Genomic DNA, 24,679 nt, shown 5'->3' with positions numbered 1-24,679 from the left:
CCTCTCAATTCAAAAAGATTGCGATGTGTTTGCCAAGAGTCGTGCATTACGCACGACCGGACGAGGGCTCATCGTGCAGGATGCGTCGACTTACATTCACACGACAAACATAACTTGTTGTTTTTAAAGGTTTTTTTAATAAAAAAAGCTGGCATGCAGGCTGCAATAACCTGATTAACGCAGGGCAAGAAACAAATGCCCTCAGTCTGATTTCCCCAGCGTGGGAGGAGCTTCAGGATGAATCGCCAACTTGCCGCCCAATTGCATTTCTCGCCACTGCATGTTCAGCAAGGCCTGTTTGCGGTACTTGCACTGGTGATCACCTTGATCGCCGGTCAACAGTTTCTTCTATGGGAACAGAGTCAGCAGCCAGAAGCCCCGCGCATTTCGTTTGAGCATCCGACCCAAACCCATTTCAGCGCGGCAGGCAGCGGTTTGGTAGATAACACCCCGATGAGAATGATGGACGTCGACCAGGCGCAACCGGCCAATGAGATGCCCCGTCAGGAACGCTGGGTGTTCTGAGCACATCAACTTGGTGCGCTCGACGCGCCGGGATAGCAACACCTCTTAATAGAAGCGTAAGGAGAATCATCATGTTGAGCTGGGCAATCACGTTCCTGATCATTGCCATTGTCGCCGCCGTCCTGGGCTTCGGTGGTATCGCGGGCACCGCCACGGGTATCGCCAAGATTCTCTTTGTCGTGTTCCTGGTGATGTTCATTGCATCTTTCTTCTTTAGCCGTCGCGGTCGTGGCTGAACAAAGTTCAAGACGCGAAAGAAGCACATCGCTTCTTTCCCACTGCGCCACCTGAGGAAGGAAAGGCGCATGACCAAGGGGTCGGGACGTTCTGCCTGCTTCAGGGGCGGAGTGACCTACGGGTACAGGGAGTGCCTGCGCAAGGGCCGGGTCAGGTAAAGCTGCCACGCAAGTTCGCCGGCCGAGTTGGGTTCGACGAGCTTGCGTAGTGCTTGAAGGTTGCAGCACCTGCGGGAAAAGTCCCCAAGGGCGTCATGAGCGACCGTACATCGAGAAAAATCGCCTTTCTTTTGCGCTCATATCTCTGCGCAGATCTGCTGAATTCCAATCATTTTGACACCCTTCCCCGCTGTTCAAAAAACATACAATCTGCTCTGTGATGGCCGGTTCACGGCACTTATGCCTGCCAATATGTCGTATTCGAACCGGTTGGGACGCGCGTTTCACTCAAAAAACCTCATGCCGATTCGGCATAGGGTAGGCGTTTACGGCATTAGACGTCGCTTCCTTGCATCGGAATAGTTGCGCCTTTTTTCGCCTGCCAGAGAGCCACTAACAAGCGCTCCGGGGCTCCTTATACGGGGGCAAGTGCACTAACGTTTTCGCCACAAGCGAAGCCGTTCATGCATCTGCCCGAGTCAAACTGAAGTAAGGGTAAAGATATGAAGAAGGCAAAGCTTAGCCTCGCCTGGCAGATCCTCATCGGTCTGGTATTGGGGATTGCAATCGGTGCGCTGCTCAACCATTTCAGTGCCGAAAAAGCCTGGTGGATCAGCAACGTCCTGCAACCGGCAGGCGATATCTTTATCCGTCTGATCAAGATGATCGTAATTCCGATCGTCATCTCTTCCCTGATCGTCGGCATTGCTGGCGTCGGTGACGCCAAGAAACTTGGGCGCATCGGCCTCAAGACCATCATCTACTTCGAGATCGTCACCACCATCGCCATTGTGGTGGGTCTGCTGCTGGCCAACCTGTTCCATCCAGGTGCCGGTATCGACATGAGCACCCTGGGCACTGTGGACATTTCCAAGTACCAGGCAACAGCTGCTGAGGTTCAGCATGAACATGCGTTCATCGAAACCATCCTCAACCTGATCCCGTCGAATATCTTCGCGGCCATGGCTCGCGGCGAAATGCTGCCGATCATTTTCTTCTCTGTGCTGTTCGGCCTCGGTTTGTCGAGCTTGCAGGCGGACCTGCGCGAACCGCTGGTGAAGATGTTCCAGGGCGTTTCGGAAAGCATGTTCAAGGTCACCCACATGATCATGAACTACGCACCGATCGGCGTATTCGCACTGATCGCGGTGACCGTGGCCAACTTCGGCTTCGCTTCCCTGCTGCCACTGGCAAAACTGGTCATCCTGGTTTACTTCGCCATCGCCTTCTTCGCCTTCGTGGTGCTGGGCCTGATCGCTCGACTGTTCGGCTTCTCGGTGCTCAAGCTGATGCGCATCTTCAAGGATGAGCTGGTACTGGCCTACTCCACCGCCAGCTCCGAAACCGTGCTGCCGCGTGTGATCGAAAAAATGGAAGCCTATGGCGCGCCCAAAGCCGTTTGCAGCTTCGTCGTGCCAACCGGTTACTCGTTCAACCTGGACGGTTCGACCCTGTACCAGAGCATTGCGGCCATCTTCATTGCCCAGCTCTATGGCATCGATCTGTCGATCAGCCAGCAATTGCTGCTGGTGCTGACCCTGATGGTCACCTCCAAGGGCATCGCCGGTGTACCTGGCGTGTCCTTCGTAGTCCTGCTCGCTACCCTGGGCAGCGTCGGCATCCCGCTCGAAGGCCTGGCATTCATCGCCGGTGTCGACCGTGTCATGGACATGGCACGTACCGCTCTGAACGTGATCGGCAATGCCCTGGCCGTGCTGGTCATCGCTCGTTGGGAAGGCATGTACGACGACGCCAAGGGCCAGCGCTACTGGAACTCCCTGCCGCACTGGCGCAGCAAGGAAAAGCTGCCAGCGGGTGAAACCTCCAGCAACTAATGTAATACCAGACAAACCCCGGAGAAATCCGGGGTTTGTCGTTTCTGGCCACCCCGCTATCATTCGCGCATCTTTTGGGGGATTTGACTGATGCTTAATGGCCTGTGGCTTGGCTTCTTCATCGTGGCTGCCGTGTCGGCGCTGGCGCAATGGTTGATCGGCGGCAACGCCGGGATCTTCGCGGCGATGGTGGAAAGCATCTTCGCCATGGCCAAGTTGTCCGTCGAAGTCATGGTCCTGCTGTTCGGTACCCTCACCCTGTGGTTGGGCTTTCTGCGGATCGCCGAGAAGGCCGGGATCGTCGAATGGCTGGCCAAGGCCCTCGGGCCGCTGTTCTTGCGCCTGATGCCGGAAGTCCCGCCTGGCCACCCCGCCATCGGTCTCATCACCCTGAACTTCGCCGCCAACGGCCTGGGCCTGGATAACGCCGCCACGCCCATCGGCCTCAAGGCCATGAAGGCGCTGCAGGAGCTCAATCCCAGCGATACGATTGCCAGTAACGCGCAGATCCTGTTCCTGGTGCTCAACGCCTCCTCCCTGACCCTGCTGCCGGTGACGATCTTCATGTACCGCGCCCAGCAAGGTGCGCCCGACCCGACACTGGTGTTCCTGCCGATCCTGCTCGCCACCAGTTGCTCGACCATTGTCGGTTTCCTGGCCGTAGCCTTCATGCAACGCCTGCGCGTCTGGGACCCGGTGGTGTTGGCGTACCTGATTCCCGGCGCCCTCGCCCTCGGCGGTTTCATGGCGCTTCTGGGAACGATGTCAGCGACCGCACTGGCGGGTTTGTCTTCGATCCTCGGCAACTTGACGCTATTTTGCTTGATCATGCTGTTTCTGGTGATTGGCGCGTTGCGCAAGGTCAAGGTCTACGAAGCGTTCGTCGAAGGCGCCAAGGAAGGCTTTGACGTGGCGAAGAACCTGCTGCCGTATCTCGTGGCGATGCTGTGCGCCGTAGGCGTGTTGCGGGCGTCCGGCGCCCTGGATTTCGGCCTGGACGGGATTCGTCACCTGGTGGAATGGGCCGGCTGGGACACGCGCTTCGTCGATGCGCTGCCAACGGCGATGGTCAAACCCTTCTCCGGCAGCGCCGCCCGGGCGATGCTGATCGAAACGATGAAAACATCGGGTGTGGACAGCTTCCCGGCACTGGTGGCGGCGACGGTTCAGGGCAGTACAGAAACCACGTTCTATGTGCTGGCGGTGTACTTTGGCGCAGTAGGCATCCAGCGAGCGCGGCATGCGGTGGGGTGTGCGTTACTGGCGGAATTGGCCGGTGTACTGGGCGCCATCGGGGTCTGCTACTGGTTCTTCGGCTAACCACAATCCCCTGTAGGAGCGAGCATGCTCGCGAAAAACGTCAACGATAACGCGGGGTGTCTGGTAACCAGCGTTGCTTTGGCGTCCATCGCGAGCATGCTCGCTCCTACAGGGGTTTTGCGCCAGGTTCATGGCCTTGGGGGCGGTGCGACTTTTTGCCCTTGCTCAACCGCCCACGCCACCACCTGCGTCGTCAGTTGATCGCTGGCCTGGCCAAATCCGGCCACCACCGCCGGCACCTTCACATCACTCAAAGGCTGGCGCACTTCAAAACGCTTGCTGGCGAGGATTCGCTGGTCATAACCACGCACCAGTAACGCGTCCAAGCGCACGATCACGCCGGCGTTGGTACCCTGATATTCGGTCTGAAACGCCTGCAAGCTGCCACCCAGCTCCAGATCCGCCTGAAAGTTGCTGTCATCGGTGCTAAGCAGCGTCACCCGACCATCACGCTGGAAACCATCGAGCAGGCGATTGCGCATCAGCACCGGCGCCGGGTCGCTCCAACGTGCGCCCTTATAGCTGCTGATCACGTCACCCTGGGGGATGACGGCGATGTTGGGGCTGTTCAACGCTTCACTGGCCTGGGGTTTGTTCAGGCGCAACGACCAGCGCTGCGGCGTGGCGTGAGCAGGCGCCACACTGCTTTGCGCCGAAGGCAATCGATAGAGTTCGAAGGGTTCGGGCTTGGGCAGGATCGAGCAGGCGCTGATCAACGTGAAGCTGGCGAGGAGGGCGAGGGCGGACAGCTTCATGGGGTGAATTCCTTGTTCTTGTCACTGCCCAGCAGGTAACCGCTGGGGTTGGCCTCAAGGCGTTGGGAGATGGAGCGCAACGAGGTCAGGGTTTCACGCAGCTCGCGTATTGCCGGGGCCAGGCCATTGAGGCCCTGCATGCCGCTGTTCAACGAGTCCTGATTGGTGCTGAGCAGCTTGTTGATCGTCGCGCTGCTCTGTTCCAGGGATTTCATGGCTTGTTCGGCGCTGCCGAACATCTGCTTGCCCTGATCATTGAGCAAGCCGTTGGCGCTGCGCATCAGCGTCGACGTCTGTTCCATCATGGTGCTGGCCTGTTTGCCGACCGCCGCCAGTTGCTGCATGGCCTGGCGGATATCGCCACGCTGGTCGGCGATGGTGCCGGTGGTGACTTCAAGATGCTCCAGGGTCTTGCTGATGCGCTCGATGTTTTCCGTGGAAAACATCAGGTTGGCGTTGTGCATCAGCATGTTCACCCCGGCCATGAGGTCGTTGCTGTCATTGAGCAATCGGGCGATGGGCGAGGGCGAAGCGACAATGGTCGGCAGTTTGCCGTCCTTGCCCTTGAGTGGCGGGCTCTGGGGCGTACCGCCGCTGAGCTGGATGATCGATGTTCCGGTGACCCCGGTCAGCGCCAGCTTGGCCTGGGTATCTTCCTTGATCGGTGTGTCGCCACCCAGACGAATCCTGGCCAGCACCCGACGCGGGTCTTTCGGGTCCAGCCGCAGCAGCACGACATCGCCGACCTTGATCCCGCTGTACTGCACCGGGCTGCCCTTGGATAGACCACTGACCGCCTCGTTGAACACAACCTCGTAGTCCTTGAACTCGGTGTCGACACTGGACTTGGCCAGCCAAAGGCCAAAGAGCAGGGCGCCTGTCACCACAATCACGGTGAACAGGCCGATCAATACATGATGGGCTCGGGTTTCCATGTCAGACCTCGTTGAGCTGTTGAGCGGCCGTCAGCGCCGCGCGGCCGCGAGGGCCATGGAAGTATTCGTGAATCCATGCATCGTCGGTTTCCGAGACGACATCAATGGCATCGGCCACCAGCACTTTCTTCTGCGCCAGCACCGCCACGCGGTCGGTGATGGTGTAGAGCGTGTCGAGGTCGTGGGTCACCAGGAACACGCTAAGGCCCAAGGCATCGCGCAGGGTCAGGATCAGTTGATCGAAGGCGGCGGCACCAATCGGATCGAGACCGGCGGTGGGCTCGTCGAGAAACAGGATGTCCGGGTCCAGCGCCAAGGCCCGTGCCAGTGCCGCACGCTTGATCATGCCGCCGGACAGGGACGCGGGGTACTTGTCCGCCGCCGACAGCGGCAAGCCAGCCAGGGCCAGTTTTACCGCCGCCAAGTGCTCGGCATCGTCACGGCTCAATCCCGCGTGTTCGATCAGGGGCAGGGCGACGTTCTCGGTCACCGTCAACGAAGAGAACAGGGCGCCTTTCTGGAACAGCACTCCAAAGCGCCGTTCGATCAGGGAGCGCTCGTGCTCAGGCAGGGTCGGCAGGTTTTTACCGAAGACTTTCACCACGCCCTCGCTGGGCTGGCGCAAACCGACGATGCTGCGCAGCAGCACGGACTTACCGCTGCCGGAACCACCGACCACAGCCAGGATCTCGCCCTTGTACAGATCCAGATCGAGGTTTTCGTGCACGCTCTGGCTACCGAAACGATTGCACAGCCCGCGGACTTCGATCACCGCCTCGGCGGGCGCTCGGGGTAAACGACTCACCAACTCATCTCCATGAAAAACAGCGCGGCCACGGCATCGAGCACGATCACCACGAAAATCGACTGCACCACGCTGGACGTGGTGTGAGCGCCGACGGACTCCGCACTGCCGCTGACTTTAAAGCCTTCCAGGCAACCGATCGCTGCAATGAGAAACGCGAAGATCGGCGCTTTGACGATCCCCACCAGAAAGTGCTGGACGCCGATGTCCGATTGCAGCAGCGACAGAAACATCGCTGGCGAAATATCCAGCGCTACTGCGCAAACGACGCCGCCACCGATAATCCCCGAGACCATCGCCAGAAAGGTCAGCATTGGCAAGGCGACCAGCAACGCCAGGACCCTCGGCACCACCAGCAACTCGATCGGGTCGAGGCCCAGGGTGCGAATGGCGTCGATTTCCTCGTTGGCCTTCATCGAGCCGATTTGCGCGGTGAACGCACTGGCGGTGCGCCCAGCCATCAGGATTGCGGTCAGAAGCACACCGAATTCGCGCAAGAAGGCAAACGCCACCAAGTCCACCGTGAACACACTGGCGCCGAACGTGGTCAACACCGTCGCCCCGAGAAAGGCCACCACGGCGCCCACCAGAAAGGTCAGCAGGGCAACGATGGGCGCGGCGTCGAGACCGGTCTGTTCGATGTGCGCCACCATCGGCGTGATGCGCCAGCGGCTGGGGCGAAACAGACCACGCACGATGGTTTCCAGAATCAGGCCGACGAACCCCAACAATTGCAGGGTGTCCTGCCAGACCGCGTCCACCGCGCGGCCGATGCGGGTCAGCAATTGAATGCCGACGCTGATTTCGGGCTCCTTGAGCGGCACGCAGAAATCCGTCATCGACTGATAGACGGTTTGCAACAACGCGCGGTCGGCAGTGGAGAGGGTGCAATCGGGATGTTCGGCGGATCGACCCAGGCGCTCGGAACCCAACAGTTCCACCAGCAGCGAGGCGCCGGCCGTATCAAGGGCCCCGAGGCCATTGAGGTCGATATGGGTGCTGTCGTCGTACTGGCCTTCGAGCTTTTCACTCAGGTGCTTGAGGTCGGCGTAATGGGCAAGCGTCCAGTCTCCCGTCACCCGAATCTGAGGCGGGGAGTGCGAGGTGTCCAATTGGGCATTGCCGGCCACTGTGCTGCTTGTCATAAGCTCCGTGCTTTTTCGGCTATTACGCAGAGCTATGTAATAACACGAACTCACTCACTTTTCTTTGACCGGTGTGCTGTCTAATACCTTGAAGCGCAGCACACCGATCAATTGGCCGTCTTCGGTCAACACCCGCACCTGCCATTTGCCTGCCGGATTGCCAGGAAAATTCTGCTTGTGAGTCCAGGCCCGGTAGCCTTCCTTGCGTCCACCGTGAATATCGAGAGGGATGCGATCGACCTCTTTGCCGTTGAATTGCCAGACGTGATAAATCCGCTCGTCCAGTCCGCGTGGCGCATTGATCGCCGTGTAGGCATAGAGGCCACCGCCGCGAATCTGCTCGGTGCTGACTTCTTCGAGGCTGGCGCCGGGGGTGCGATCCTGCATCTGCGTGCTGATGGCCACGTCGGTCATCCACAGGGTCGCGGGCGGTACCCACGAACGCAGTACCCAGCCGACACCGCCGATACCCACGGTAATACTCAGGATCGCCAGGGCATTGCGCACGGTGCGGATCGGAAAGATCGACGCGAGGCTGGGGAACGACAACAGCACGGCGATGCCCAGTGCCCATTTGAAGCTTTGCGAGGTGGTCAGGTGCATGATCACCGGCAATGCGGTGAGGAGGGCGGCGAACAGGGTCAGGGTGTGCAGCGCCAGGAACGCCCAGCGCCGGGGTGCCAGCCACTTGTAGTAGAGCGGGTCGATGATGGAAATCAGCGCCGCGATACCCAACAGCCCGGTGAAGAAAAACTGGCCGCTGTTCCACGTCGTGGTGATGAAAAAGAACGGCAGGACGAAGAACAGGCTTTCCTGGTGAATCATCTGCGTCGCATAACGCAGAAGAGGCTGGGGAATTTCCCGCTTGAAGATTCTGGTGAACAGCTTGGTCAGGCTGTTTTCCAGCATTAGCCAGACCCAGCTGATCAGCATGATGGTGGTGATCCAGCTCGCCAGACCCTGCTGGCGATCCACCAGAATGAAGCTGCCGATTCCGGAGATAAAGCCACCGGCCGCGATGACCCCGGGGTAACGCTTCATCAGCTCGAGGATGCGCTGGACGAAGAGGGTCAGGGTCGGCATTCGGCGGTTCACATTAGTCGTAGGAAAAATCCCTGACAGGTTACCGCCTCATCAGCGAAAGTGCTTACTTTCTGCGATGAAAACGCCACGCCGCCAGGCTCAGCAGCAACAATCCCGACAACCCGGCGATCATCCACATCAATTGGTCATAACTCACCAACGGTTTTTCGATCCGCACATAGCCCGGTTGCAAGAGCAATTCGCGCATGGCCTTGTTCGCTTGCGCCAGCGTGACGGCTTGCAATTCCCTGACCGGGTTGGCGAAACGGCCGTCTGCATAGTCTCCCAAGGAACTCCAGTAGTAATCGGCCAGGGCGCTGTTGCCTTGAACGGCCCACGACTGGCGGGCGATGGCGGCCTGTTTGAGGCGATTGAAGGTCTCGGCGTTGAGACCATCCTTGAGCAAACCGGCCTTCAGCTCATCCAGCACCTCTTGCGCTTCGGCCACGTCGTCGCGATCCAGGTCGGCATTCAGGCTCATGAAGCCAACGCCGCCAAACACCTCACGCTCGGCCCAGGGACCATAGGACAAGCTGTGCGCCAGGCGCAGTTGGCGATAGAGTGCCCAGTCCAGATAGTCCTTGAGCAGGTCGAAGGTTTCGTCGTGCTGATTGTCCAGCACCGGCTCCGGTACCAGCCAGTGCAGCTTGGCCCCACCACCGACGAAGCCGCGAATCAGGTTGCGCTCATGGGCCGCGCTGGCCTGGATTTGTGGCAGGGGCGGGTGCTCTGTCGGGTCGATGGCGGTCAACGCGCCATAAGCCCGATCCAGATAGGCCGGCAGCAAGCGGTCGAGGTCGCCGACGACAATCAGCGTCATGTTGTTGGGCGCGTACCAGCCCTTGCGCACATTCTCCAGCTGTTCGCGGGTCAGGTGATGGACTTGCGCACGCTCAGGGCATTTGAGGCCCAGTTCCACGGCCAGTTGTTTGCTGGCGGTATTGCCCAGGTCCTGGCGATCCAGCCAGCGTTGCAGGTGGGTGTAGTGGCCACCATCTTCACGCTCGACCACTTGCTTGGCGGCGTGGATGGCGTCGTCGTCGAAATGAGTCTGCGTCAGCAACGCCAGCAGCAGATCGAGCACCTTGCGCTGGTTTTTCGCCGGGGCCTCGATCACAAAGGTGGTGTCGGCGTTGCTGGTGAAAGCATTCCACTCGCCACCCAGCGCCTGCATGCGCTCCTCCAGGCCGCCTTCACCGCTGGCGTCGATGCCGCTGAACAGCAGGTGTTCGAGCAGGTGTGGCAGTTCTTTATCGGCGCAACCGAAATCATCCAAGCCTACCCCGACCACCAACCGGATCGCCACGTGGCCGCGCTCAGGGGCGGGCTTGAGCACCAACTGCAAACCGTTGCGCAGGGTGTAGCCTTCGACCTGGAAACGATCCAGGGCAAACGAAGGGAATGAGCCAAGCAACAGACAGGCGAACAACAGACAACGCATAACGAGCTTCCAGACGGCTGATTGGAGATCCGTGTCGCTTTCCAGGCAGCCATCGCGAGCAGGCTCGCTCCCACAGAGGCTTCTCAAATCAACTGTGGGAGCGAGCCTGCTCGCGATGATCTTGAACCCGAAACCAATGTTACTGACTGACCACCGTGCCAGACGTTCAAGGCGAATGCGTGATGTCAGCCAAATCGTCGACGGCCAGCGCGCCAGTGTCGGAAGTTTCCAGCACCACGTAGGCACTGCTGCAAAACAGCGAATTCAAACGCTTCATGTCGGCAATCAACTCCAAGTGCAGCGAACTGGTCTCGATACTTTGCACGATCTTACGTTGCAAACGACTGACATGCGCGTGGGCCAGGCGGCGTTCCTGTGCGCGAAAGCGACGTTTCTCACGCAGTAACTGGCGGGCACTTTCCTTGTCGGCACTCAGGAAAACCGACAAGCCCAGGCGCAGGTTGGAGATCAACTGGCTGTGCAGCCCGGCCAACTCTTCCAGACCCACTTCGGAAAACGACCGGCGCTGGGAGGTTTTCTGTTGCTGGACTTTGCGCAGCATGCGCTCGATCAAGTCACTGGCAAGCTTGAGGTTGATCGCCAGCTCGATGATTTCCGCCCAGCGCCGGCTGTCCTGGTCACTCAAGTCTTCCCGGGGCATTTGCGCCAGGTACAGCTTGATCGCACTGTAGAGCGCCTCCACGTCATCACTCAGACGACGCACCTCCTGGGTCACTGCAGTTTGCTTGCCGTGCAGCACGTCGAGCATGGCTTCCAACATGTTGTCGATCAGATCGCCCATGCGCAGGGTTTCCCGGGCCGCGTTGGCCAATGCCAGGCTTGGCGTGACCAATGCTGTCGGGTCAAGGTGCCGGGGTTTGGCCATACCGTTGGTTTGCGGACGTTCGGGCAGTATCCACGCACAGAACCTGGCCATCGGCCCGACACTGGGCAGCAGGATCAGGCAACGCGCCGTGTTGTAGAGCAGGTGGAAGCCGATGACCATTTCCTGGGGGCTGAAGTCGAGGCTGTCGATCCAGTGCACCAAGGGGTCGAGCACGGGAATGATCAGCAACAGCCCGATCATCTTGTACAACAGGCTGCCCAGCGCCACCTGGCGGCCGGCGGCGTTCTGCATGCTGGTGCTGAGGAACGCGAGAATGCCGCTGCCGATGTTGGCGCCGATCACCAGGCCGATGGCCACCGGCAGGCTGATCACGCTGGCGCCGGCGAGGGTTGCGGTCAGCAGGACCGCCGCCAGGCTGGAGTAGGAAATCATCGCGAACAACGCGCCGACCAGGGCGTCGAGCAAAATGTCGCCGGTCAGAGAGGCGAAAATCACTTTCACCCCTTGGGCGTTGGTGATCGGCGCGGCTGCTTCGACAATCAGTTGCAGCGCCAGAATGATCAACCCCAGGCCGATGCTGACCCGGCCCATTTGCCCTAGTCGCGTCTGTTTGCGCGACAGGAAGAAAATCACCCCGAGAAAAATCAGCAGTGGCGAGAGCCATGACAGATCGAAGGTCAGCACCCGTGCCATCAACGCCGTACCGACATCGGCCCCCAGCATGGTTGCCATAGCAGGGGTCAGCGCCATCAGGCCCTGGCCGACGAACGACGTGACAAGCATCGCCGTGGCGTTACTGCTCTGGACCATCGCGGTCACGACGATCCCCGAGATGAACGCCAGCCAGCGCTTGGACATGTTCTGGCCGATGACGTGGCGCAGGTTGGAACCGTAGACCCGCAAGATGCCGGTTCGGACGATATGCGTGCCCCAGATCAGCAAGGCCACGGCTGAGAGCAAATTGAGCAGGGTGAGCATGCTGGCCCCCTGTGGTGGTAGCGCCCCAAAGGAGCAAGTTGGCGGTGCCGCGCGACATTCTACGTTCTGTAATTAAGCTGTAGTTGGCTAACGGTCTGGGCGCCAGCATCGCATAGCTAAAGAAGCGATTGAAATGAAACTGTCATGAAAACAGTTTGATGCAGACAAAAAAGGGGCCTCTCAAGGCCCCTTTTGTTCAGCACAACATTCCAGTTACTGCCCCGGAATGTCCTTGCGCAGTTTCACCGGGTCCTGCTGCTTTTTCTTTCTTGCAATGGCGGTGCGCATCTTGATGTTGATCGCTTCCACCGCCAGCGAGAACGCCATGGCGAAGTAGACGTAGCCTTTTGGCACGTGCACGTCGAAGGATTCGGCGATCAGCACCGTACCCACGATCAACAGGAACGACAGCGCGAGCATCTTCAGCGAAGGGTGCTTGTCGATGAACGCGCTGATCGTGCCCGAGGCTAGCATCATCACCAACACCGCCACGACAATCGCCGCCACCATGACCGGTACGTGGGAAACCATGCCGACGGCAGTGATCACCGAGTCCAGGGAGAACACGATGTCGATGATCGCGATCTGGATGATGGTGTAGAGGAAGTTGCCGCCCTTCATCGAAGGCTCGTCATCGGTTTCGTCTTCACCTTCCAGCGCGTGGTACATCTCTTGCGAGCTTTTCCACAGCAGGAACAGGCCACCGAAGAACAGGATCAGGTCACGCCCGGAGATACCCTGGCCGAACACTTCGAACAAGTCGGCGGTAAGGCGCATGACCCAAGTGATCGACAACAGCAACAGAATCCGCGTGATCATGGCCAGCGCCAGGCCGAAAATCCGGGTGCGCTGTTGCATGTGCTTGGGCATCCGGCTGACCAAGATCGAAATCATGATGATGTTATCGATACCCAGGACGATTTCCAGGGCAGTCAGGGTAAAGAAGGCAACCCAGATTTCAGGGTTGGTCAGCCATTCCATGTGTATTCCTTTGAGCGATTGTTAAACCAAAAAGGGCCCCGACTTCAAACCGCGAAGCCTGGACCCGAAATGGTGAGTCTTGGGCTTATAGAGTGCTGAACAGCGGAAAAATCCCCATCAGCAATGCGGCAACCAGTATGCACATGCAAACCAGCACTGCCCACTTCAGGGTGAAGCGCTGGTGATCACCAAAATCGATGCCAGCCAGGGCCACCAAGAGGTAAGTCGATGGTACCAGCGGGCTCAACAAGTGGACGGGCTGACCGACGATCGAGGCACGTGCCATTTCCACCGCGGTAATACCGTAATGGCTGGCGGCTTCGGCCAGTACCGGCAACACTCCGTAATAAAATGCATCATTCGACATGAAGAAGGTGAATGGCATGCTCACCAACGCCGTGATCACTGCCAGGTATGGGCCGAGGAAGTCCGGAATCACCGACAGCAGGCTTTTGGACATGGCATCGACCATGCCTGTGCCCGACAGGATACCGGTGAAGATACCCGCGGCAAAGATTAGCCCGACCACCGCCAGTACGCTACCGGCGTGGGCCGCGACGCGATCCTTCTGCTGTTGCAGGCACGGGTAGTTGACGATCATCGCGATACTGAACGCCACCATGAACAGCACCGGCAGCGGCAACAGGCCGGCGATCAGGGTGCACATCAGGACCAGGGTCAGGGCGCCGTTGAACCAGATCAAGCTTGGCCGACGTGCATCCGGGAATTGCGAAACGGTGATCTCGCTGTGATCGACCTCATCGCCGACCAGATGCAACTCTCCCAGACGCGCACGTTCACGTTTGCCGTAGAAGTAGGCAATGGCAAGGATGGCCAGGACACCGGCGGCCATCGCGGGAATCATCGGCACGAAGATGGCCGATGGATCGACGTGCAGCGCACTGGCGGCACGGGCGGTCGGGCCACCCCACGGAGTCATGTTCATCACGCCACCGGCGAGGATGATCAAGCCGGCCATGATCCGCGGGCTCATGCCGATACGGCTGTAGAGCGGCAGCATGGCGGCCACGCAGATCATGTAGGTGGTCGCGCCGTCACCGTCGAGGGAAACGACGAGCGCCAGGACGGCGGTACCCACCGACACTTTCAACGGGTCGCCCTTGACCATTTTGAGGATCTTGCGCACGGCCGGGTCAAACAGGCCGGAGTCGATCATCAGGGCAAAATAGAGAATCGCGAACATCAGCATCACGCCGGTTGGCGCGAGCTTGGTAATGCCTTCGAGCATCATCGGGCCGATTTTCGGGCCGAAACCGCCAAACAAGGCGAAAACGATCGGGATGATGATCAAGGCGATCAACGCGGACAGGCGCTTGGTCATGATCAGGAACATGAACGTGATGACCATGGCGAAGCCAAGGAAAGTCAGCATGGGAATACTCCAGGCGTAGCGCGGCTAGGGAAATGGGCGGATCGGATGGGATCAGCGCAGAACGGGAAGCACGAGACGTACGGGCGGAGTTGCAGCGAAGCGGCGGATAGAAGAGGACATCAGGGTCACCATTGTTGTTGTTTAATGGGCTGGGCGAACAATCGAACATTCGCTTTAGCCAACCGGTCTGTTGCCGGCAGTGAGGGCGATCCTAATCGTGGAAGCTTTCAGCCAGCTTTCGCCGATGAAAGCATTGACCGGATGTGCAACCGGTCGTCGGACCGGGGCAGAGAGGGGAAACCGAGTTGTGCCCTTCGCGAGCAGGCTCGCTCCCACAATGATTTTGATCCCCTGTGGGAGCGAGCCTGCTCGCGAAGACGTCAGTGAAAACGCATCTGGAGGAAAAGGAATGGTCGACTTTCACACAGGCGGCTGCCACTGCGGACAACTGCGATATCAATTCAGCGGGCCTTTACACGATATCGCCCATTGCCATTGCTCGATTTGCCGGCGGGTCAGCGGCGGGATCGTGACCACCTGGATCACTGTGCCGGCGACAACCTTTCAATGGCTCGCGGGAAAACCGGCGCGGTACGACTCTTCGCCAACCTGCGCGCGCTATTTTTGCGGCAACTGTGGGGCGCAACTGGCATTGGAGACTCACCTGAGCCCGGGCAGCATCGACGTGACCATCGCCACCCTCGATCACCCGGAGCGGGCCCCGGCCGAACGCCACATCTGGACCGACAGCCGCCTGCCGTGGTTGCATCTGGATGAGCATTTACCGGGCGAAGCCGAAGAAACACTCTGATCAGAAAATAGACAGGTCGAGCGGGCGAATCGCGCCCATCCAGATCGCGTGCTCGCTGTGATCCAGCAGATCGTTGCCGGTGTCGGGGTGCAGGAACACCACCAACCCCTTGCGGTTGAGCGCCAACCACGGCAGCACATCACCGATCAGTTCAGGGCCGAACGCCAGTTGGCAGCTCCAATCCGGGTGCGGGCCGACGGGGCGTTCGTGCACCCGGCCCATTTTCAGCGGGAACAATTGTGCCGCTTGCTCACACAGGGCCCGCGCCTGGTCGATGGTGCTGGCATCGAAATAGACATGGGCGTGGTAACCCTTGATCCGTTGCATCTGAATCCCTCCAAAACCGAGTCGAACCCTCACCGTTTCCTAAAGGTCAAATGCCATACAGGAAAGAGAACAAGGGAGTTCAGCCATGAAAAATGCCGAAACCCCAGTGGTGAAAGTGGTGCTTTATGGTGCCATGAGTAGCTTGGGCAGTGCGCTGATGGCTGAAATGTTGCGGCGCCAACATGAAGTGATCGCCATTCTCGATGACTTGACGGCGCTGGCGCCGCGCCCGGGTTTGCGTACCAAGGCCGGCGACCTGTTCGACGCACAACGGGTCAAGCAAAGCGTGGCCGGCAGTTCGGCGGTCATCTGTTTATTAGACGCACCGGGGTTGCCATTCAATAGTGAACACGTGGAAAAAAACATTGTGCCCGGCCCGGTCGAGCAGGTGCTGGCGGTGGATGCATTGCTTGATGGCATGCAGGCAGCAGGCATTACCCGATTGTTTCTAGTGGGGGATTTCGAGGTGCTGGACGATCCGGAGTTCGAGGACGGGTTGCAACGCCACGCCGCCGAAGAAATCCGCGAAGCGCTACAAAGCAGCCCCTTGCACTGGACGATGGTAAACGCTCCGCGCGGGGTGCCGGGGCTGACCATCGAGCACTTCAGTCAAATCGGCGGCAACCTTGAGCCGGGACTGGCCGAGCCGCTCGCACGTTTGGCCCGCACGGCAGTGGGGATCGCTGATGAGTTGCATCTGAACCTGCATATTGGCGAGCACGTTAATTTTGTTGCCACCGATAGCTAGATCGCAATTGAGGGCAGTGCCATCCCGTTCAACGATTGCGCACTGCTGGCCTGCTCGGCCATCAACCAATCGACAAACTGCTGGATCAAGGCGCCACGCCGTTTGCGTTGTGGTAACACGACGTAATAACCCAGCCTGGAGATCACCGTTTCGGCAATCGGTCGACACAACAAACCTTGTGCCAACAAGTTATCCACAAGGTGCCGCCAGCCAATCGCCACGCCCTGGCCGCCAATGGCGGCCTGAATCAACAAGGTGTAATTATCGAAACGCAATTGGCCGGGCGCCGGGGGCGAAGTGATGCCCAACTCGCGAAAGACACCGCTCCAGTCAAACCAGTGGCTGCTGTTTTCGCCACGCAGGTGCAGAAGTGGAAACTCCAACAATGATCGAGCGGGTAGGGGCAGGGTGCGATCATTGAGTACTTGCGGGCTGCACACCGGGAACACTTCCTCGCTGAATAGCCAATGACTCTCTCCCTGTTTGAAGCGGCCATCGCCGAACAGCACTGCTACATCGATATCGCTGCGCAACATGTTATGGCTACGTTCACTGGTCACCAGACTGACGTCGACCTGTGGGTTGGCCGCGTGAAAGCGGTGCAATCGAGGCATCAGCCAATAGGCGGCAAAGGCAAAATCGGTGGCGACTTGTAGCACTTCATGCTGATGCTGGGCGCTGATCGCGCTCAATCCTGCATCGATATTCTGCAAACCCAGCTGAACTTGCTCGAAAAGGATAGCACCTGACTCAGTCAGTTCAATGCCGCGATAGATGCGGTCGAACAGTCGAGCCCCCAACTGCTCCTCCAGTCGCTTGATTTGCTGGCTGACCGCCGGCTGCGTGGTTCCCAGCTCGACCGCCGCCGCCGTAAAGCTGCGTTGACGGGCCGCTGATTCGAAAGCGCGGAGCAAATCCAGAGAAAGGTCACCAAGCGCGTCATACATAAGCTGTGCTTATCCTAGTCATTGCCGCCCGTGGGCTTTACCGCAAAGTGTGTGGGTTACATCCTCGACCCCAGCACTCTCGCATAAACATCCACTATGGAATGCCGCGATCACATGAAGCGCAAGAACATTCTTTTCATCATGGCCGATCAAATGGCCGCGCCAATGTTGCCGTTCTACGGTCCTTCGCCTATCAAATTGCCTAATCTGAGCCGCCTCGCCGCCGAGGGCGTGGTATTCGACAGCGCTTATTGCAACAGCCCGCTGTGCGCACCTTCGCGCTTTACCCTGGTCAGCGGCCAGCTGCCGAGCAAGATCGGGGCTTATGACAACGCGGCGGATTTCCCGGCCGATGTGCCGACTTATGCCCATTACCTGCGGCGCCTCGGCTATCGCACTGCGCTGTCAGGCAAAATGCATTTCTGTGGTCCGGACCAATTGCACGGCTATGAAGAACGCCTGACCAGCGATATCTACCCAGCCGACTACGGCTGGGCCGTGAACTGGGACGAACCGGACGTGCGTCCGACCTGGTACCACAACATGTCGTCGGTTCTCCAGGCAGGCCCTTGCGTGCGCACCAACCAACTGGATTTCGATGAAGAGGTAGTGTTCAAGGCCCAGCAGTACCTGTTCGACCACATTCGCGAGGATGGCGAGCAGCCGTTTTGCCTGACGGTTTCGATGACTCACCCCCACGACCCGTACACGATTCCCAAGGCTTTCTGGGACCTGTACGACGACGCCGAAATTCCTTTGCCGGAAACACCGGATCAACACGAACTCGATCCGCATGCCCAGCGATTGCTCAAGGTTTATGACCTGTGGGACAAACCATTGCCTGTGGATAAAATCCGCGACGCTCGCCGCGCCTACTTCGGTGCTTGCAGCTATATCGACAGCAACGTCGGCAAACTCCTGCAAACCCTTGAGGATACTGGGCTAATCGATGACACCATCATCGTATTCTCCGGCGACCACGGTGACATGCTGGGCGAACGGGGCCTCTGGTACAAAATGCACTGGTATGAAATGGCCGCTCGTGTCCCCCTGTTGATAAGTGCTCCAGGGCAATTCGGCGCCGGCCGGGTCAGTGCATCGGTATCCACCGCCGACCTGTTGCCGACCTTTGTAGAACTGGCCGGCGGCACCCTTGAACCGGGCTTGCCGCTCGATGGCCGTTCGCTGGTTCCGCATCTGCAAGGGCAGGGCGGACACGATGAAGTGTTCGGCGAATACATGGCCGAAGGCACCATCAGTCCATTGATGATGATTCGTCGTGGCGCTTACAAATTCATCTACAGTGAAGATGACCCTTGCCTGCTCTTCGATGTAGGCAATGACCCGCGAGAATTGGAAGAACTCAGCAAATCGCCGCAACATCGTCAACTTTTCGACGAATTTCTCGCCGAAGCTCGCGCCAAATGGGACATTCCAGCTATCCATCAACAGGTGCTCGCGAGCCAGCGGCGCCGGCGTTTCGTCGCCGATGCCCTGACCATCGGCAAGCTGAAGAGCTGGGATCACCAGCCACTGGTGGATGCCAGTCAGCAATACATGCGCAATCACATCGACCTCGACGATCTGGAGCGCAAAGCACGTTATCCACAACCCTGCCAAAACCAATAATGTTAAGGGGAAGTCCATGCAAAAGTTATCCACAGTACTGACGGTCGGACTTCTGGCCCTGGGCAGTGCATCGGTGTATGCCGATCAAAGTTGCGAGACGGTGAAAATGGCCGACCCTGGCTGGAGCGATATCGCCGCAACCAACGCCATTACCGGGTTTCTGCTGGACGGCATGGGCTACAAGGCCAAGGTCGACACCCTCGCGGTGCCGATTACCTTTGGCGGGCTCAAGGATGGCCAGGTGGATGTTTTCCTCGGCAACTGGATGCCGGCGCAGCAGGGTTTCTACGACAAGTTCATCGCCACCGGGGACGTCACGCAACTGGCGAAGAACCTCGACGGCACCGAGTTCACCCTCGCTGTCCCGGATTACGTCTGGGATGCGGGTGTGCATAACTTTGCCGACCTGAACAAATACGCCGACAAGTTCGACCACAAGATCTATGGCATCGGGTCTGGTGCACCGGCAAACATTTCGCTGCAAGAGATCATCAAGAAAAATGATTTCGACATGGGTCAATGGAAACTGATCGAATCCAGCGAGCAGGCCATGCTTGCGGAAGTGTCCCGCGCGGTGAAGAAACAGAAGTTCGTGACCTTCCTCGGCTGGACACCGCACCCGATGAACGTGCAGCTGAAAATGCATTACCTGAAGGGTGGCGAGAAATACTTCGGCGACACCGGCAGCGTCCACACCCTGACCCGCAAAGGTTATGCACAGGCCTGCCCGAACGTCGGCAAGCTGCTCACCAACCTGAGCTTCACCCAAGAGATGGAGAACAGCATCATGGCCGAGGTGGTGAACAAGAAAGTCAGCAATGCCGATGCGGCCAAGGCGTGGATCAAGGCCAACCCGGCAGTGCTGGACAAGTGGCTCGATGGCGTGAAGACCGTGGATGGCAAGGATGCGTTACCGGCAGTGAAAGCCAAGCTCTAACTCCCGCCACTGATCGTTCCCACGCTCTGCGTGGGAATGCATCCCGTGACGCTCCGCGTCGCACTCCAAGGGCAAACGCGGAGCGTCCATGGCGGCATTCCCACGCAGAGCATGGGAACGATCAGCGTCTGTTAACCTTGTGCAAAACCCAATCCGAGAGGACCCATGGCCCTTCCCAGCCGCCATTCACTCTTCCCATTCCTCACATGGTTACCCAGGCAAACCCGCGCCAGCGTCGGTCGTGACCTGATCGTCGGCCTCAGTGGCGCGATTCTCGCGTTGCCGCAATCCATCGCCTACGCACTGATTGCCGGCCTCCCACCGGAATACGGCTTGTATGCGGCGATCATCCCGGTGTTGATCGCTTGTCTGTGGGGCTCGTCGTGGCATTTGATCTGCGGTCCGACGGCGGCCATTTCCATCGTCCTGTACGCCAGCGTCAGTCCCCTGGCCATTCCTGCGACGCAGGACTACGTCACCGTGATCCTGTTGCTGACCCTTCTGGCAGGGATTTTCCAGTGGCTGCTGGGGTTGCTGCGCTTTGGTGCGCTGGTCAATTTCGTCTCTCATTCGGTGGTGCTTGGCTTCACCCTCGGCGCGGCGGTGGTCATTGCCGTTGGCCAGTTGCCCAACTTGCTGGGGCTGGAGCTGCCCAGCCAGGCCACCGCACTGGACAGTTTCATCACACTGACCACACACCTGGGTGAAGTGGATAAACCTTCGCTCATTCTCGGATTGGCCACCGTGGCGGTCGGGCTGATCCTCAAGCTGTGCTTGCCGCGCTGGCCGACGCTGTTGATTACCCTGGTGCTGGCTGCCGTGATGGTCTGGCTTTGGCCCTCCATGTTCGGTCACGTAAAACTGGTGAGCGCCTTCACCGGTAAGCTACCGCCTTTTAGCCCATTGCCGTTGGACCTCGACCTGATCCTGCGCCTGCTGCCCAGTGCCGTGGCGGTCGGAATGCTCGGGCTGGTCACCAGCCTGTCGATTGCCCGTTCGCTGTCGGCGCGCTCGCAACAGTTGCTCGACGCCAATCAGGAAGTCCGCGCCCAAGGCTTGTCCAATATTGTCGGCGCGTTTTTTTCCGGATCGCTGTCGGCCGGCTCCTTCACCCGTTCAGGCCTGAGCTACGAAGCGGGGGCCTGTTCGCCGTTGGCGGGAGTCTTTTCGGCTTTGTGGGTAGCGTTGTTCGCCGTCTTCGGTGCCAGTCTGATCGCACACATTCCCATCCCGGCCATGGCCGGCAGTATTTTGCTGATCGCCTGGGGCCTGGTGGACCATCGTGGCATTCGTGCGTTGCTACGGGTCAGCCGCGCCGAGTTCGTGGTCATGGGCCTGACCTGTGTCGCCACGCTGCTGCTGGAACTGCAGACAGCGATCTATGCCGGGGTGCTGGCATCGCTGTTCTTTTACCTCAAGCGCACCTCGCAACCACGGGTGCAGCATTTGCGTGACGGCGATGAAGACATTCTGCGGGTCGGCGGCTCGATCTTCTTCGGCGCCAGCCACTACCTGCAAGTTCGCCTGCAACGAATGCAGGGTGCACGCGTGGTGATCGAGGCGCAGCAGATCAACTTCATCGACTATTCAGGGGTTGAGATGCTGCATCAGGAAGCACGGCGGTTACTGCGCCAGGACCGCAGCCTGACCCTGCGCCGGGCTCGGCCGCAGGTGGTGGATGAATTGAGGAAGCTGGAAGGGGCAGAGAAATGCCCGATCCGGTTTGAAGACTGAAACAACCTAATACGTGTAGGAGCGAGCCTGCTCGCGATGGACGTCAACGATAACGCGTGCATTCAGGATGCATGCGTTGTCCTTGGGTTCTTCGCGAGCAGGCTCGCTCCTACAGGGGGTCTTACTCAGCCAGTTGCCGACGAAGTTCGGCCAGCACCGGCGCCGTATCCGGACGCACGCCGCGCCACAGGAAGAAGGCTTCCGCCGCCTGCTCGGCCAACATCCCCAGCCCATCCATCGACACCGCCGCGCCATGCTCGCTGGCCCAACGGCAAAACGAGGTCGGCTCCTTGCCGTACATCATGTCGTAGCACACCGTCTTGCCCGGTTCGATCAGGCTGGTGGCAATCGGCGGAACATCGCCCGACAGACTCGCGGACGTCGCATTGATGATCAGGTCTACCGACTCTTGAAGCCAGTCATAACCACTGGCCGATACCGGGCCCAGATCGCAGAACAGTTCGGCCAGCAACTCGGCCTTGTCCACCGTACGGTTGGCGATGACCACCGACGCCGGCTGCTCAGCCAACAACGGCTCCAGCGCACCGCGCACTGCGCCGCCGGCACCGAGCAGCAGGATGCGCTTGCCCTTGAGGCTGAACCCGGCATTGACCGTCAGGTCCCGTACCAGGCCAGCACCGTCGGTGTTATCGCCCAGCAAACTGCCATCTTCCAGCTTGCTCAGTGTGTTTACCGCGCCGGCCCGCTGTGCCCGCGCCGTGAGTTTGTCGGCCAGGCGATAAGCCTCTTCCTTGAACGGTACTGTCACATTCGCGCCACGGCCTTCGAGGAAAAACGCCCGGGCACAGCTCGAAAAATCATCGAGGGGCGCCAGTGAAGTGCTGTAGTCGAGTTTCTGCCCGGTCTGCTCGGCGAACAGACGATGAATCAACGGCGATTTGCTATGGCCAATCGGGTTACCGAATACGACGTAACGGTCCATCTGGATTCCTCGTTCAGGCCTTGGCCAACCAATCGCGATCTTGCAGGAAATACTCAGTCAGGCGTGCTTCTTCGCTGCCAGGCTCGGCTTTCCAGTCGTAACCCCAGCGGACTTGCGGCGGCAGCGACATGAGAATCGACTCGGTGCGACCGCCCGATTGCAGCCCGAACAAGGTGCCACGGTCGTAGACCAGGTTGAATTCGACGTAACGCCCACGACGGTACTCCTGGAACTCCCGCTGCTTGGCGGAATAGGCGTCGTTTTTGCGGCGCTGCACGATTGGCAGGTACGCCTCGATGTAGGCGTCACCGATAGCACGCATGAACGCGAAGCTGGTGTCGAAATCCCACTCATTCAGGTCATCGAAAAACAAGCCGCCGATTCCCCGCGGTTCGTGGCGATGCTTGATGTAGAAGTAGCTGTCGCACCAGGCCTTGTAACGCGGGTAGACGTCCGCACCGAACGGCGCACAGGCCTGTTCGGCGACGCGGTGCCAGTGCACGCAATCTTCTTCATTCCCGTAGTACGGTGTCAGGTCGAAGCCGCCGCCAAACCACCAGACCGGCTCTTCACCTTCTTTTTCGGCGATGAAAAACCGCACGTTGGCATGGGAAGTCGGTACATGTGGGTTGTGCGGGTGGATCACCAGCGACACACCCAGGGCCTCGAAACCGCGTCCGGCCAGTTCCGGCCGGTGGGCACTGGCCGACGGTGGCAAACCGCTGCCGAAAACGTGGGAAAAGTTGACGCCGCCCTTTTCGATGACCGCGCCATTTTCGACCACGCGGGTGCGTCCGCCACCGCCGGCAGGCCGGGTCCAGGCGTCTTCGACGAAGCGCGTGCCGCCGTCTTCGGCCTCCAGGGCAGCGCAAATACGGTCTTGCAGATCGAGCAGGTAGGCTTTTACGGCCTCGGTGCGGGTAGTCATGGCATCACCTTGGATCGGGCAAAGCTACGCGGCGCTCCACAGGAGCCAGCCTGCGCAAATGGGCGCGTAGCATACCACCGCCGAAGCGCTCGTCGCAGTTGACGCAGATCACGCTTCGCAGTCCCATAGGGCGCTTGGTAAAACAATCTCAGGAGAGTGCAGATGGCAAAGCGTATCCAGTTCCGTGCCCACGGTGGCCCCGAAGTGCTTGAGTATGTCGATTATCAGCCCTCCGAGCCCGGCCCGCAGCAGGTTCGCGTGACCAACAAGGCCATAGGCCTGAACTTCATCGACACCTATTACCGCAGCGGCCTCTATCCGCCACCGGCCCTGCCATCGGGTGTCGGTTCGGAAGGCGCGGGCGTTGTCGAAGCGGTCGGTAGCGAAGTGACCCGATTCAAAGTCGGCGATCGCGTAGCTTACGGCAGCGGCCCGTTGGGTGCCTACAGCGAGGTCCACGTCTTGCCCGAGGCCAACCTGGTACACCTTCCGGACGCCATCAGCTTCGAGCAGGCCGCGGGTGTGATGCTCAAGGGCCTGACCGTGCAGTACTTGCTGCGCCAGACCTATGAACTCAAGGGTGGCGAGACCATCCTGTTCCACGCCGCTGCCGGTGGCGTCGGTTCCCTGGCCTGCCAATGGGCCAAGGCCTTGGGCGTCAAGTTGATCGGCACCGTGAGCTCGGCGCAGAAAGCCGCGCTGGCCAAGGCCAATGGTGCCTGGGCGACCATCGACTACAGCCATGAAAACGTCGCGCAACGCGTACTGGAATTGACTGACGGCAAAAAGGTCCCGGTGGTGTACGACGGCGTCGGCAAGGACACTTGGCTGACCTCTCTCGACTGCGCGGCGCCCCGTGGGCTGGTCGTGAGCTTCGGCAATGCGTCCGGGGCGGTGGACGGGGTGAACCTGGGGATTCTGGCGGGGAAAGGCTCGTTGTACGTCACTCGGCCGACGCTGGCGACCTACGCCAATAACGCGGAAAACCTGCAGCGTATGGCCGATGAGCTGTTCGAGATGATCATCAGCGGTAAAGTGAAAGTGGATATCAGCCAGCGTTATCCACTGGCGGACGCAGCGAAGGCGCAGACCGAGTTGTCCGCGCGGCGTACGACCGGATCGGTAATTTTATTGCCTTGAAGGCCTCTTCGCGTGCAAGCCCGCTCCCACATTGGATCTTCAGTGACCACAGAATTGGTGTTCGACACTAATCAAATGTGGGAGCGGGCTTGCTCGC

23 protein-coding genes are annotated in these 24,679 nt (G+C 59.4%); 10 read left to right on the top strand and 13 right to left on the bottom strand.

The genetic code is table 11. The annotated features are described in order from the left end of the window. Positions 1–237 precede the first annotated feature (237 nt). The 4 genes from HGP31_RS00815 to HGP31_RS00800 all read left to right on the top strand — a co-directional run bounded on the left by HGP31_RS00815 (position 238) and on the right by HGP31_RS00800 (position 4,075). Positions 238–525 carry a hypothetical protein gene (locus HGP31_RS00815; protein WP_083349947.1) on the top strand — a complete coding sequence of 96 codons (288 nt, stop codon included), beginning with the start codon at positions 238–240 and terminating at the stop codon, positions 523–525. A 71-nt stretch (positions 526–596) separates the two neighbouring features. After that, positions 597–761 (top strand): DUF1328 domain-containing protein, encoded by a 165-nt coding sequence (locus tag HGP31_RS00810; RefSeq protein WP_020798027.1) that lies wholly within the window; start codon positions 597–599, stop codon positions 759–761. Positions 762–1,423: 662 nt separating this feature from the next. Then, positions 1,424–2,755, top strand: a complete 1,332-nt coding sequence (gltP, locus tag HGP31_RS00805) for a glutamate/aspartate:proton symporter GltP (RefSeq protein ID WP_020798026.1) — start codon at positions 1,424–1,426, stop codon at positions 2,753–2,755. 90 nt (positions 2,756–2,845) lie between these two features. Continuing rightward, positions 2,846–4,075, top strand: coding sequence for a nucleoside recognition domain-containing protein (locus tag HGP31_RS00800; protein ID WP_033045657.1), 1,230 nt, complete (start codon positions 2,846–2,848; stop codon positions 4,073–4,075). A gap of 128 nt (positions 4,076–4,203) precedes the next feature. Here HGP31_RS00800 and HGP31_RS00795 read toward each other — a convergent pair whose 3' ends face one another. The 9 genes from HGP31_RS00795 to HGP31_RS00755 all read right to left on the bottom strand — a co-directional run bounded on the left by HGP31_RS00795 (position 4,204) and on the right by HGP31_RS00755 (position 14,438). After that, the gene (locus HGP31_RS00795; RefSeq protein ID WP_168757033.1) at positions 4,204–4,830 is read right to left on the bottom strand and encodes an ABC-type transport auxiliary lipoprotein family protein; all 627 of its coding nucleotides are present in this window, start codon (positions 4,828–4,830) and stop codon (positions 4,204–4,206) included. Then, positions 4,827–5,765, bottom strand: a complete 939-nt coding sequence (locus HGP31_RS00790) for an MlaD family protein (RefSeq protein ID WP_020798023.1) — start codon at positions 5,763–5,765, stop codon at positions 4,827–4,829. The genes HGP31_RS00795 and HGP31_RS00790 overlap by 4 nt, the downstream gene beginning before the upstream one ends. Position 5,766: 1 nt before the next feature. Next, entirely contained in the window at positions 5,767–6,570 is an 804-nt protein-coding gene (locus HGP31_RS00785; RefSeq protein ID WP_020798022.1) for an ABC transporter ATP-binding protein, read from the bottom strand. Further along, entirely contained in the window at positions 6,567–7,715 is a 1,149-nt protein-coding gene (locus tag HGP31_RS00780) for an ABC transporter permease (RefSeq protein WP_020798021.1), read from the bottom strand. Before HGP31_RS00780 ends, HGP31_RS00785 begins: the two co-directional genes overlap by 4 nt. Positions 7,716–7,769: 54 nt before the next feature. Beyond that, on the bottom strand, positions 7,770–8,798 hold the full coding sequence (locus HGP31_RS00775; protein WP_168757032.1) for a DUF5924 family protein: 1,029 nt from the start codon (positions 8,796–8,798) through the stop codon (positions 7,770–7,772). Between the two features lie 64 nt (positions 8,799–8,862). Further along, on the bottom strand, positions 8,863–10,239 hold the full coding sequence (locus HGP31_RS00770; RefSeq protein WP_020798019.1) for a M16 family metallopeptidase: 1,377 nt from the start codon (positions 10,237–10,239) through the stop codon (positions 8,863–8,865). Between the two features lie 166 nt (positions 10,240–10,405). Beyond that, complete coding sequence (locus tag HGP31_RS00765) at positions 10,406–12,064, bottom strand: Na/Pi cotransporter family protein (protein ID WP_168757031.1); 1,659 nt, start codon at positions 12,062–12,064, stop codon at positions 10,406–10,408. Positions 12,065–12,277: 213 nt separating this feature from the next. Continuing rightward, complete coding sequence (locus tag HGP31_RS00760; RefSeq protein ID WP_020798017.1) at positions 12,278–13,045, bottom strand: TerC family protein; 768 nt, start codon at positions 13,043–13,045, stop codon at positions 12,278–12,280. Positions 13,046–13,130: 85 nt separating this feature from the next. Then, entirely contained in the window at positions 13,131–14,438 is a 1,308-nt protein-coding gene (locus tag HGP31_RS00755) for a CitMHS family transporter (protein WP_020798016.1), read from the bottom strand. A 409-nt stretch (positions 14,439–14,847) separates the two neighbouring features. On the opposite strand from HGP31_RS00755, the gene HGP31_RS00750 reads away from it, so the two are divergent. Then, entirely contained in the window at positions 14,848–15,249 is a 402-nt protein-coding gene (locus HGP31_RS00750) for a GFA family protein (protein ID WP_020798014.1), read from the top strand. Here HGP31_RS00750 and HGP31_RS00745 read toward each other — a convergent pair whose 3' ends face one another. Then, positions 15,250–15,576 (bottom strand): DOPA 4,5-dioxygenase family protein, encoded by a 327-nt coding sequence (locus HGP31_RS00745; protein ID WP_008064666.1) that lies wholly within the window; start codon positions 15,574–15,576, stop codon positions 15,250–15,252. An 85-nt stretch (positions 15,577–15,661) separates the two neighbouring features. On the opposite strand from HGP31_RS00745, the gene HGP31_RS00740 reads away from it, so the two are divergent. Further along, the gene (locus tag HGP31_RS00740) at positions 15,662–16,324 is read left to right on the top strand and encodes an NAD(P)-dependent oxidoreductase (protein WP_020798013.1); all 663 of its coding nucleotides are present in this window, start codon (positions 15,662–15,664) and stop codon (positions 16,322–16,324) included. On the opposite strand, the gene HGP31_RS00735 is transcribed toward HGP31_RS00740, so the two are convergent. Then, positions 16,321–17,271 carry a choline sulfate utilization transcriptional regulator gene (locus HGP31_RS00735; RefSeq protein WP_020798012.1) on the bottom strand — a complete coding sequence of 317 codons (951 nt, stop codon included), beginning with the start codon at positions 17,269–17,271 and terminating at the stop codon, positions 16,321–16,323. The genes HGP31_RS00740 and HGP31_RS00735 overlap by 4 nt on opposite strands. 114 nt (positions 17,272–17,385) lie before the next feature. On the opposite strand from HGP31_RS00735, the gene betC reads away from it, so the two are divergent. The 3 genes from betC to HGP31_RS00720 all read left to right on the top strand — a co-directional run bounded on the left by betC (position 17,386) and on the right by HGP31_RS00720 (position 21,571). Then, positions 17,386–18,900, top strand: coding sequence for a choline-sulfatase (gene betC / locus HGP31_RS00730; RefSeq protein ID WP_168757030.1), 1,515 nt, complete (start codon positions 17,386–17,388; stop codon positions 18,898–18,900). Between the two features lie 16 nt (positions 18,901–18,916). Beyond that, on the top strand, positions 18,917–19,837 hold the full coding sequence (gene choX, locus HGP31_RS00725) for a choline ABC transporter substrate-binding protein (RefSeq protein WP_033040456.1): 921 nt from the start codon (positions 18,917–18,919) through the stop codon (positions 19,835–19,837). A gap of 165 nt (positions 19,838–20,002) precedes the next feature. Then, positions 20,003–21,571 (top strand): SulP family inorganic anion transporter, encoded by a 1,569-nt coding sequence (locus tag HGP31_RS00720; protein ID WP_033045433.1) that lies wholly within the window; start codon positions 20,003–20,005, stop codon positions 21,569–21,571. A gap of 121 nt (positions 21,572–21,692) precedes the next feature. Here HGP31_RS00720 and aroE read toward each other — a convergent pair whose 3' ends face one another. Both aroE and hemF read right to left on the bottom strand, forming a co-directional pair. Further along, positions 21,693–22,514, bottom strand: a complete 822-nt coding sequence (gene aroE / locus HGP31_RS00715; protein WP_033045432.1) for a shikimate dehydrogenase — start codon at positions 22,512–22,514, stop codon at positions 21,693–21,695. Between the two features lie 13 nt (positions 22,515–22,527). Beyond that, the gene (gene hemF, locus HGP31_RS00710) at positions 22,528–23,442 is read right to left on the bottom strand and encodes an oxygen-dependent coproporphyrinogen oxidase (protein ID WP_168757029.1); all 915 of its coding nucleotides are present in this window, start codon (positions 23,440–23,442) and stop codon (positions 22,528–22,530) included. Between the two features lie 162 nt (positions 23,443–23,604). Between hemF and HGP31_RS00705 the strand changes: the two genes are divergently transcribed. Further along, entirely contained in the window at positions 23,605–24,582 is a 978-nt protein-coding gene (locus HGP31_RS00705; protein WP_020798006.1) for an NADPH:quinone reductase, read from the top strand. The last annotated feature ends 97 nt before the right edge of the window (positions 24,583–24,679 follow it).

It is taken from the genome of Pseudomonas umsongensis (assembly GCF_012647205.1).
Taxonomy (GTDB): domain Bacteria; phylum Pseudomonadota; class Gammaproteobacteria; order Pseudomonadales; family Pseudomonadaceae; genus Aquipseudomonas; species Aquipseudomonas umsongensis.
Note: the sequence above shows the minus strand (reverse complement) of the source record. Positions and strands in the feature narration are given on the sequence as shown.

Excerpts from the sequence above, each read along its gene's own strand:
- HGP31_RS00750 (WP_020798014.1), top strand. The coding sequence starts at position 14,848 with ATGGTCGACTTTCACACAGGCGGCTGCCACTGCGGACAACTGCGATAT.
- HGP31_RS00790 (WP_020798023.1), bottom strand. The coding sequence starts at position 5,765 with ATGGAAACCCGAGCCCATCATGTATTGATCGGCCTGTTCACCGTGATT.
- HGP31_RS00755 (WP_020798016.1), bottom strand. The coding sequence starts at position 14,438 with ATGCTGACTTTCCTTGGCTTCGCCATGGTCATCACGTTCATGTTCCTG.
- hemF (WP_168757029.1), bottom strand. The coding sequence starts at position 23,442 with ATGACTACCCGCACCGAGGCCGTAAAAGCCTACCTGCTCGATCTGCAA.
- choX (WP_033040456.1), top strand. The coding sequence starts at position 18,917 with ATGCAAAAGTTATCCACAGTACTGACGGTCGGACTTCTGGCCCTGGGC.
- HGP31_RS00760 (WP_020798017.1), bottom strand. The coding sequence starts at position 13,045 with ATGGAATGGCTGACCAACCCTGAAATCTGGGTTGCCTTCTTTACCCTG.
- HGP31_RS00740 (WP_020798013.1), top strand. The coding sequence starts at position 15,662 with ATGAAAAATGCCGAAACCCCAGTGGTGAAAGTGGTGCTTTATGGTGCC.
- HGP31_RS00705 (WP_020798006.1), top strand. The coding sequence starts at position 23,605 with ATGGCAAAGCGTATCCAGTTCCGTGCCCACGGTGGCCCCGAAGTGCTT.
- HGP31_RS00720 (WP_033045433.1), top strand. The coding sequence starts at position 20,003 with ATGGCCCTTCCCAGCCGCCATTCACTCTTCCCATTCCTCACATGGTTA.
- HGP31_RS00780 (WP_020798021.1), bottom strand. The coding sequence starts at position 7,715 with ATGACAAGCAGCACAGTGGCCGGCAATGCCCAATTGGACACCTCGCAC.
- gltP (WP_020798026.1), top strand. The coding sequence starts at position 1,424 with ATGAAGAAGGCAAAGCTTAGCCTCGCCTGGCAGATCCTCATCGGTCTG.
- HGP31_RS00770 (WP_020798019.1), bottom strand. The coding sequence starts at position 10,239 with ATGCGTTGTCTGTTGTTCGCCTGTCTGTTGCTTGGCTCATTCCCTTCG.
- HGP31_RS00775 (WP_168757032.1), bottom strand. The coding sequence starts at position 8,798 with ATGCCGACCCTGACCCTCTTCGTCCAGCGCATCCTCGAGCTGATGAAG.
- HGP31_RS00795 (WP_168757033.1), bottom strand. The coding sequence starts at position 4,830 with ATGAAGCTGTCCGCCCTCGCCCTCCTCGCCAGCTTCACGTTGATCAGC.
- HGP31_RS00745 (WP_008064666.1), bottom strand. The coding sequence starts at position 15,576 with ATGCAACGGATCAAGGGTTACCACGCCCATGTCTATTTCGATGCCAGC.
- betC (WP_168757030.1), top strand. The coding sequence starts at position 17,386 with ATGAAGCGCAAGAACATTCTTTTCATCATGGCCGATCAAATGGCCGCG.
- aroE (WP_033045432.1), bottom strand. The coding sequence starts at position 22,514 with ATGGACCGTTACGTCGTATTCGGTAACCCGATTGGCCATAGCAAATCG.
- HGP31_RS00735 (WP_020798012.1), bottom strand. The coding sequence starts at position 17,271 with ATGTATGACGCGCTTGGTGACCTTTCTCTGGATTTGCTCCGCGCTTTC.
- HGP31_RS00800 (WP_033045657.1), top strand. The coding sequence starts at position 2,846 with ATGCTTAATGGCCTGTGGCTTGGCTTCTTCATCGTGGCTGCCGTGTCG.
- HGP31_RS00815 (WP_083349947.1), top strand. The coding sequence starts at position 238 with ATGAATCGCCAACTTGCCGCCCAATTGCATTTCTCGCCACTGCATGTT.
- HGP31_RS00810 (WP_020798027.1), top strand. The coding sequence starts at position 597 with ATGTTGAGCTGGGCAATCACGTTCCTGATCATTGCCATTGTCGCCGCC.
- HGP31_RS00765 (WP_168757031.1), bottom strand. The coding sequence starts at position 12,064 with ATGCTCACCCTGCTCAATTTGCTCTCAGCCGTGGCCTTGCTGATCTGG.